We start from the raw sequence: 8,438 nt of genomic DNA, 5'->3' as shown, positions 1-8,438 counted from the left end.
GATGTCCGGTGCGGTTCACGCTCACCGCGGGCCAGAAGGGCGATGCACCGCAAGCCGCCACATTGATCGAGGGACTGTCCGCCGGGGTCGTCATGGCCGATACAGCCTATGACGCCGATCACTTGCGTCAGGCCATCGCAGCCAAGGGCGCGCTCGCCGTCATCCCCAACAATCCGTCACGCGCACTCAAGCATCCGCTCGACAAGCATCTCTATGCCCAGCGCCATCTCGTCGAATGCTGCTTCAGTAAGCTCAAGCAGTTCCGCCGGGTCGCAACACGCTTCGAAAAGACAGCCAGAAATTACCGAGCCGTCGTCACTCTGGCTGCTATCGTCCTATGGATGCGGTAAGTGTCCACACCACCTAGAGCAAGATGTTTTTATACGGAAACATATCCTGAATTTTTGAGATAGTTGGCGCACTCTTCGGTGGAGAAGAGATCGAGGAGTTCGCCGACCTTTCGCCAGGTTGCCTCGACATCGCGCGGCTCTGCGGCTCGCATCAGGTGTTTGAGTTTGGCGAAGACCTGCTCGATCGGATTGAGGTCGGGGCTGTAAGGCGGCAGGAACAGCAGATGGGCTCCCGTGGCGCGGATGGCGTTGCGCGCCGATTTGCCCTTGTGATTGTCGAGGATGACGAGTTCGCCCTTTGCCAAGGTAGGCGCCAGCACCTGTTCGACATACAGGGTGAACAGCTCGCCATTGATGGGGCCGTCGATGACCCACGGCGCGCTGATCCGGTCATGGCGCAGCGCCGCGATGAAGGTCATGGTCTTCCAATGGCCGAAAGGCGCGGATGCTCGGAGACGCTGCCCGCTCGGCCCCCAGCCGCGCAGCGGCGCCATGTTGGTCTTGATCCACGTCTCATCGATAAAGACCAGGCGCGAAGCGTCGATCCTGCCCTGATGGGCCTTCCAGCGCGTCCGTTTACGCACGATATCGGGACGATCTTGTTCGGCCGGCAGGATCGTTTTTTTTGAAGCTCAGCCCTTCGGCGTGAACGAACGTCCACACCGCCCGCACGTCTGTCTTGATCCCCCGCGCAGCCAGTTCCTGCGTTAGCTTCCGCAAAGTGAATGGGCCGGAGCGAATGCGTTTGCGCAGCCAGTCGGCATTGGTGCCGGACAGAACCGGCTTCTTGTGACCGCCGATCTTGCCGGGAGAAACGCCCCCGGTCTCCCGCCGCAAATTCTTCCACTTCGTCACACACGAGGGACTGATCTGAAGCGCTTCGGCAATCGAACGAACCGTCTCGCCCGCATCAGCCCTCGCCAGCGCGAGTTCTCGAAGATCTTCCGAATAGGGTCGCGTCATCCATGCTGGCCCCCGTTCCCCAGCATGGAGTTTGAATCAGAAATCCTCGCCGCTGGGAATCCCGATTCCGGTAAAAAACAACATGCTCTAAGAGGTGGCAAGAAGAGAACGGGGCATTCGCCGCCGCCGCCGCGGCCTTTCATTGGATCGGGGCGGAGCCAGCTAGCCACACGCCGCCTCATCGGGAAGTGGTGCTTCTCCTCCGGACGCCAATTAAGCTCATGAGACCGACGCCAACATCATCTTGCAGAGAGTTGTGATGTCATAGATGGGCAGCCCCGTGATGCGCCGAATCGCTCGCTGGTGCTACCAACGGAAATCCCTGCATTCGAACAAAAACGCCGCGGTTTGTGGCAGCCGAATTCTCCCAGGATGGGAGATGACACTGCCGAAATCCGGCGCGTCTGCGCACTCACGCGAAGCTCGACCTGCCTGAGGTCAAGGTAGTCTTGGCCGACGGCGGCGAGACGCGGCGCCTGCCCCACGCGATTGAGACCGAGCTTGCTGTGCAGATAGTCGTTGGCGGTGATCGGATTCGCCCGGCCGGAGCGTCGAAGAATGTTTTCATTGACCTAACTATCGAAAGTTAGGCGGCGGGCGGCGAGGCGATCGGCCTGCCGTTCGATGAGGGCCTGGCGAATGAGCGGTGGCCTTATTTACTCAAGTTGGTCGAAAGCGACCAATTCAAGGGGCAGCGCAATGACTTCTTCGCCCAGCGCGCAAGCGAAATAGATCGGAGGCGCTCCCGACAAAACACAACCACGCAAGGTCGGACGTATGGCGAAGATCGGCGAACGAGGGGAGATTGTATAGCGTATTCCATTGGCCGTACGGGAAACCCATCCTTTCGAGGGTAAGAGGTGAGCGCAAGCGAACATCTCGTCTCTGGCCGGACTTCGACGACGAGCCTGCAACGCAGTTCTAGCGCGCCTCGTGATCAGGCAAGAACAGACGAACCTGTTCGCAGAACGCCGTTCTTCTTTTGTGAATACGAGATTAACCAAGTTGGAGAGCAGATGCTCCTATATGCTGCTCGCTGTCGCGCTCTGCGCAATTCTCTCCAATTGTCTCACGAGGCGATTGAGAGCGTCCGCGGCGAACCTTCCCTCCTTGGCCTGCTACGATCGTGATGGCCCCGCGAGCGCATGGTGATCGGGAGAGTTCGGATCGACAGCTCCCGGTTCGTTTGCGACTGCAAACATCCCAAGTCTCTACGCGCGCAGTGAGCGCGCATACCAAACTAGGGGCGGGGTGGACTCTCAATGAGCATAATGGCTCACGCCGTATAGGGAATTTTGCAAAATTTGGATGGCCCAACGAGTTGGACTTCGCTTCGTAAGGTTGAGCGCCTCCCGCGTAAGCCCCTCGATAACGCTGCAAGGCGTCGGCTCAAGCTCCAAGCTGACCCTTGTGCAGGGCTCACGCAACGTTCTCTGTTGTGAGACCATAGCAAAACGGATTGTCGAAGCGCCCATCTGAATGTCAGCGCCGCTCGCGCACCGAGCCCTCCTGGGCGACGGAAGCCACCAGCGTGCCATCTGGCTTGAAGATCAGGCCGCGCGTGAGGCCGCGTCCCGCTTGGGCGCTCGGCGATTCTTTGGCGTAAAGTAGCCAATCGTCCGCCCGAAACGGACGATGAAACCACATCGCATGGTCGAGACTTACCAGGGCTAAACGCTCGTCAAACAACGTGCGACCATGACGCGCCGCCACCGCATCGAGCAGCGACCAATCCGAAGCGTAGGCCAGTGCGCACACATGTAGGATAGGATCAGCGGGCAGCTTCGCGGCGGGTTTGATCCAGTAGTGAATGTAGCCATCGTCAATTTTCCGACCGATGAATTGGCTGGTCTCGACCGGGCGCAGTTCAATCGGACGATCCGGCAATTCAATTAGACGTTCGGATCCGTACCAGTTGCGTATCCGTTCCGGCAGTTCGGCGAACATCGGCTGCTTGGACAACTCAGCTGTGAGCTTGTCTGGCGGCGGCACGTCAGGCATCGCGTTCTGGTGCTCAAAGGCGCTCTGCTCCCCGACGTGAAATGAGATCATAGTGGAGAAGATTGCGTGGCTGTGCTGTCTCGCAGTGACTTGCCGTGTCGAATAGCGCTTGCTGTCGCGCAAAGATTCGACCTCATAAGAGATCGGCGCCTGCGGGTCGCCGGCCCTAAGGAAGTAGCCGTGTAGCGAATGCACCATCCGACCTTCGATCGTGTGGAATGCTGCCATCAACGACTGCCCGATCAACTGGCCGCCGAATAGCGTCCGCAACCCGGAATTCGAGCTGATGCCGCGAAACAGGTGCGGCTCGATCGTTTCGAGATCGAGGATCGCCAGCAAGTCGATCGGGCTTCCGGACACTGACGTACTCTCGGCTCTATCGGGATCAATTCCGCTTGGCATGCCATGCACGAGGAAAACTCAAAATCCTAGATCAGTTCCTTCACGCCGCCCCAACACTTGACTTCAACTCTAACGCTTGCGCTGGCGATGCGCTCATCGACAGGCGCAATTTGAGATGGCCTTTTGATTTCTCCGATTATCTCAGCCGCCACACGTTCAGACGAGGCTCTGACACCGGAGCCGTACGCGACGCCGCCCACTTCGTTTACTAGGCCGTGCCCTCCTTGGCGACCGATCTCGCATGAGGCTTGCCGAGACTCACCGGTCCCAGTGATGATTCGCCTCGGTGCGTCTAACAATCTCGTCCTGTTCTCTCCAAATATCTGCATCTTGAGCGGAGTGGGCGCCAGCGAAACATTGTCCGTCGATTCTTGATAACGGGCGCGTTGCGCAACACGGACCGGAAATGCATCGCTCCGATCGGGCCGGAAATCGACTTCCAGGATGCCCAATCAAACCGGCGCAAAGGTGAAGACGGGAGGGTTGCTTTGCCCGGTGGGCGACCACTTCAGCCTCACGCGTTGCCCAATCTCCAAGGCATCAAGGTCGTAATCAATGAAGTTCGTCAGCAAAGAGACCCCCTCATCCAACGTAACATACCCGATCGCATAGGGAGCCGTGCCCCGCCGCATGACGCTGAAGGCATAGATCACGCCCTCGCCCTTGCTTTCCACCCACTCGGTATCTGTAGAGGCGCAGAAGGGACACATTGTGCGCGGATACCAATGCGGCTTATCGCAGGCACTGCAGCGCTTGATCAAAAACCTGCCATCCTTTGCGGCGTCCCAAAAGGGCTTGCTCTCCAGATTCTGGTTCGGGACTGGAATGGAACGCTTAGTCGGACGACTCTCAAGATCGGTCAATGGACTACTCCCTTTCCATGATCAGCGTTCCAGCGCCATGGCGCGTGCCCAGCCAACCACCCGTGCCATGTGCGATGACGAGATCGCAGTTGGGCACCTGCACCTTCGAATGCGCTTCGCCACGGGCTTGGCGTACCGCCTCAATCACCTTCGTGATGCCGCCGCGGCTGTCCGGATGGTTGTTGCAAAGCCCGCCGCCATCTGTGTTGAAGGGCAACTTACCGACGCCCGAAATAAGATTCCCGTCCGCGACGAACTTGCCGCCCTCACCCTTTCTGCAGAAGCCGAGATCCTCTAGCTCCATTAGCACCGTGATCGTGAAGCTGTCATAGATCGAGGCATACTTGATATCAGTTGGCGTGATGCCAGCCTCCGTGAAAGCCTGCTGCCCAGACCAGACGCCGGCCGAGGCGGTGAGGTCGAGATCGAGTCCGCCTCGGGGCCCCTTCAGCGCTTCACCGTGGCCGATCACTTTCACTAATGGTCGCTTCAGGCTCTTGGCGATCTCGGGCGCGACCACGACTAAGGCGCCGCCGCCGTCAGTTGTGACGCAACAGTCCATGCGATGGAGCGGATCGGCAATCATCGGAGATTCGAGTACGTCTTCGACGGACACCACGTTACGCAGCCGGGCATGTTCGTTCCATTGCGCATGGTGCGAGGCGGCCACTTTGATCCAGGCCAACTGTTCTGAAGTGGTGCCGTACTCGTACATGTGGCGCATGGCGCACATCGCGTAAGTATTGTGCGTAGTGTAACCCCAGATGCCTTCGAAGCCGGCCTCCGGAACCTCATCGACCCCGCCATGACTGCCCTGCGGCACTACACTTTCAGTCCGTATGGCCGCCTCGCCCAGTCCGGCGCGGGACCCCAACGGCCTTCCCGCCAGTGTGATGAGCGCCACCTTGCACTTGCCAGCCGCGATCGCCTCGGCTGCATGGCCGGCGTGCACAATATAAGATGAGCCGCCGTCCCGGGTGCTATCCGCGTGCTTCAGCTTTAGGCCCATGTAGTCGGCCAAGCTCCAGGCGCCATAGCCTGGCGCGTCGTCGGCGCAAAAATAGGCGTCTACGTCGCTGAACGAGAGCCCGGCGTCTTCCAGCGCGCCCTTCGCGCACTGTGCGTGGACCTGTGCGGTCGACCTGTGCGGGATATACCGTAGCGGATGCTCCCAGATTCCCGCGACGTACGCTTTGCCCTTGACGCTCATTTTCATTCGAACCTAATTCTGAAGAATCGGGACCTACAGCTAGCCTTGAACCCGATCTGGGCGACGCGCTCGTTACGGTGCTTGCGTGCGACGTATCTTCAGCCAATCGCCGCCCGAACATCATCTTCGCGCCACTTAGCTGGCTACATCAGCATTTCTCTTGCCCTCAACATACGAGGGCTCATAACTGCCTTAATCCTGAAGAGGAATATCGCCAACATCCTGGGGTCGGCGCATAAATCGAGCATTTTGTTTGTGTGCACGAGTATTGACGGCGTATGGGGTAGATCGATAGCACACATGTGCTCCGCGATAACTCACTGGGAATCGCCGATCAGCCCGAGCCGCGAAAGCTCTGCTTAGCTGAAATTTCCGGCGGGGGGTAAGCGCATTTTTTCATCGCGCACTCGCGTACAATGCGAAAAATCGGCGCTATTCCTAGTGTCCCGAGTCACAAGTTCGCATCATTAGATTCGCGTCAGAGTCGCATCGCTGTGCCATGCTTTTGCAGGCAGCAGCGATGGAGCATTCGATGGCGCGGCAACTGGCAGCCTTGATTCTAAGCGATGAGGAGCGGACTGAGCTGAAGGCGCTGGCAGGCCGCCGCAAGACGGCCCAAGCCCTGGCGTTGAGGGCCCGGATCGTTCTGGCCTGTGCGGCAGGCGGCCAGAACAAGGAGGTGGCGGCGAAGCTCGGTGTGGTCGAGATGACGGTCGGCAAGTGGCGTCGGCGCTTTGTACAGGACCGCCTGGAGGGCCTGCGCGACGAGCCAAGGCCCGGAGCGCCCCGGACGATCGATGATGCGCGCGTCGAAGCCACGATCGTAAGAACATTGGAAAGCCTTCCGAAGGATGCGACCCATTGGAGCTCGCGCGGCATGGCGAAGGAAAGTGGGCTGTCGGTTTCAAGCGTGCAGCGCATCTGGCGAGCCTTCGGCGTGCAGCCTCATCGGATGGAGACGTTCAAGCTCTCGACCGACCCGGATTTCGTGGCCAAGGTGCGCGATGTGGTCGGCCTCTACGTCTCCCCGCCCCAGCGGGCCGTCGTCCTGTGTGTGGACGAGAAGTCCCAAATCCAGGCGCTCGACCGCAGCCAGCCCATGTTGCCCATGCGTCCCGGTCAGCCCACACGGCGCAGCCATGACTACACGCGCCACGGCACGACCTCGCTCTTCGCAGCGCTCGACATTGCGACCGGCAAGGTCATCGGCAAATGCTATTCCCGTCACCGTGCCGCAGAGTTCCGCAAGTTCCTTGACGAGATCGAGACCGCTGTCCCGCGCGGTCTCGATGTCCATCTCGTCATGGACAACTACGCCACGCACAAGGCCCCGCTGATCCGCAACTGGCTCGCCAAACGGCCGCGCTGGCATGTCCATCTCACGCCCACCAGCTCGTCCTGGCTCAATCAGGTCGAGCGCTTCTTCGCGCTCATCACCGACAAGAAGATCCGGCGTGGCATCTATCGCAGCGTCCAGGCTCTGCGCGCAGACATTATGGACTTCATCGCTCATCACAATGCCGATCCCAGGCCATTCAAATGGTCCAAGTCTGCCGACGAAATCCTCGCTTCCATCGAACGCTTCTGTCGATACAATACTCAAGCCCAGGCGTCGTAATGCTGCGAATTTCTGGTTCAGGACACTAGATTAATCTAAGATTCGCGGATAGCTGAGTTGCAATGCCAAGGACGTAGTGCGGCTGGAAGGACTCGTTTGCTTTGGATCAATCCATCACCATCGGTTCTAGCACCGATAGTAGACCGGGTTACGCGACCCCATTTTCATTGGCGTTGAGGCGGGCCGACACAGAGCTTTCTGGGATCTCGAATGATATGAGATCACTCTCGGACACTGGCGCGGCCGGCGCGGACCTGACACTGCGACGACGCTAAGGAGCGGTTACGAGATTTGGGAAGTATTCCAATCAGAGCTGCAGCTTGCAACCGAGTTGCTCAATCGGCTGAGTGCACCCACCATTCCGACGGTATTATGGAAAGCGCAGGAACTCTGGCAAGAACCTTATCTAAGGCTCGCCCACAAGACAGACCATCCGCGAACCTCATGCAGTGGGCCCCTGTGAAGGCAGAAATTTTGCGGCTCAGACCACGGCTAAGCAGAGCGCATCTGAGCGCCGCGGGCTCTGCGCAAACGTGGGACACCATCCCGCCCCCGACTAACGCCCACCTTATGAATGATATCGAGAAGGCAATTGCAGAGATTCTTGGCGCTCCCTTTCACTGGGTGGAAGACAGATTACCGTGCGGGAGGTGGAAATCCGTTAGAAAGGAGGTCATAGGATATTAGCGGGCGCCATCAGATTTTCGATGAACTGCTCAACATATCCGAGGCTGGAAGACCGCTCTCCCACTCATGAGCATCAAACCTGCCCGGACGATCACTGATCTGGTCCAGAATAAACTTATCGCAAGCGAGGTAGGAGCGGACATGACTGACCCGTCCACGCGCCAGGCGTTTCGCGCGGACGGTGTCTCTGCGCCGCCGCGCTCTGCCTCCTTCCGGTGTCGTCCGTGAAGAATGCGGATTGACCTGAAAAATAAGCAAAAATGTTCTTGAGAAAGTATTCGATTTTGCAGGAAAGCGGTGTGTGGGACCTGGCTTTCCTGCGTTTTGGGATTTCGTTTTTGGGC

7 protein-coding genes are annotated in these 8,438 nt (G+C 58.8%); 2 read left to right on the top strand and 5 right to left on the bottom strand.

Annotation, left to right across the window (positions count from 1 at the left end):
• On the top strand, positions 1-350 hold a 350-nt coding region (locus FNJ47_RS42750), incomplete at its 5' end, for an IS5 family transposase (RefSeq protein WP_163162372.1).
• Between the two features lie 29 nt (positions 351-379).
• Here FNJ47_RS42750 and FNJ47_RS42745 read toward each other — a convergent pair.
• From FNJ47_RS42745 to FNJ47_RS42730, 4 genes are all read right to left on the bottom strand, one after another.
• A protein-coding gene (locus tag FNJ47_RS42745) for an IS630 family transposase (protein WP_163162370.1) occupies positions 380-1,313 on the bottom strand; the annotation gives its coding sequence in 2 pieces (ribosomal slippage) (positions 380-976 and positions 978-1,313; 933 coding nt in all).
• 1,482 nt (positions 1,314-2,795) lie between these two features.
• Complete coding sequence (locus FNJ47_RS42740; protein WP_163162368.1) at positions 2,796-3,674, bottom strand: acyl-CoA thioesterase domain-containing protein; 879 nt, start codon at positions 3,672-3,674, stop codon at positions 2,796-2,798.
• 494 nt (positions 3,675-4,168) lie between these two features.
• Entirely contained in the window at positions 4,169-4,579 is a 411-nt protein-coding gene (locus tag FNJ47_RS42735; protein ID WP_163162366.1) for a Zn-ribbon domain-containing OB-fold protein, read from the bottom strand.
• A gap of 4 nt (positions 4,580-4,583) precedes the next feature.
• A complete protein-coding gene (locus tag FNJ47_RS42730) occupies positions 4,584-5,789 on the bottom strand; it encodes a thiolase domain-containing protein (RefSeq protein WP_163162376.1) in 1,206 nt (401 codons plus the stop codon).
• 532 nt (positions 5,790-6,321) lie between these two features.
• Between FNJ47_RS42730 and FNJ47_RS42725 the strand changes: the two genes are divergently transcribed.
• Positions 6,322-7,407 (top strand): IS630 family transposase, encoded by a 1,086-nt coding sequence (locus tag FNJ47_RS42725; RefSeq protein ID WP_430649476.1) that lies wholly within the window; start codon positions 6,322-6,324, stop codon positions 7,405-7,407.
• Between the two features lie 696 nt (positions 7,408-8,103).
• Here the strand turns inward: FNJ47_RS42725 and FNJ47_RS50695 are convergent.
• Positions 8,104-8,438: hypothetical protein (locus tag FNJ47_RS50695; RefSeq protein ID WP_206685398.1), on the bottom strand; the 335-nt coding region annotated here is incomplete at its 5' end.

The organism is Bradyrhizobium uaiense, assembly GCF_010811875.1.
Taxonomy (GTDB): domain Bacteria; phylum Pseudomonadota; class Alphaproteobacteria; order Rhizobiales; family Xanthobacteraceae; genus Bradyrhizobium; species Bradyrhizobium uaiense.
The sequence above is the reverse complement of the archived record's forward strand: the minus strand, read 5'-3'. Positions and strand labels throughout refer to the sequence as shown.

Coding starts and splice junctions, on each gene's coding strand:
- FNJ47_RS42730 (WP_163162376.1), bottom strand. CDS start 5,789: ATGAGCGTCAAGGGCAAAGCGTACGTCGCGGGAATCTGGGAGCATCCG.
- FNJ47_RS42725 (WP_430649476.1), top strand. CDS start 6,322: ATGGCGCGGCAACTGGCAGCCTTGATTCTAAGCGATGAGGAGCGGACT.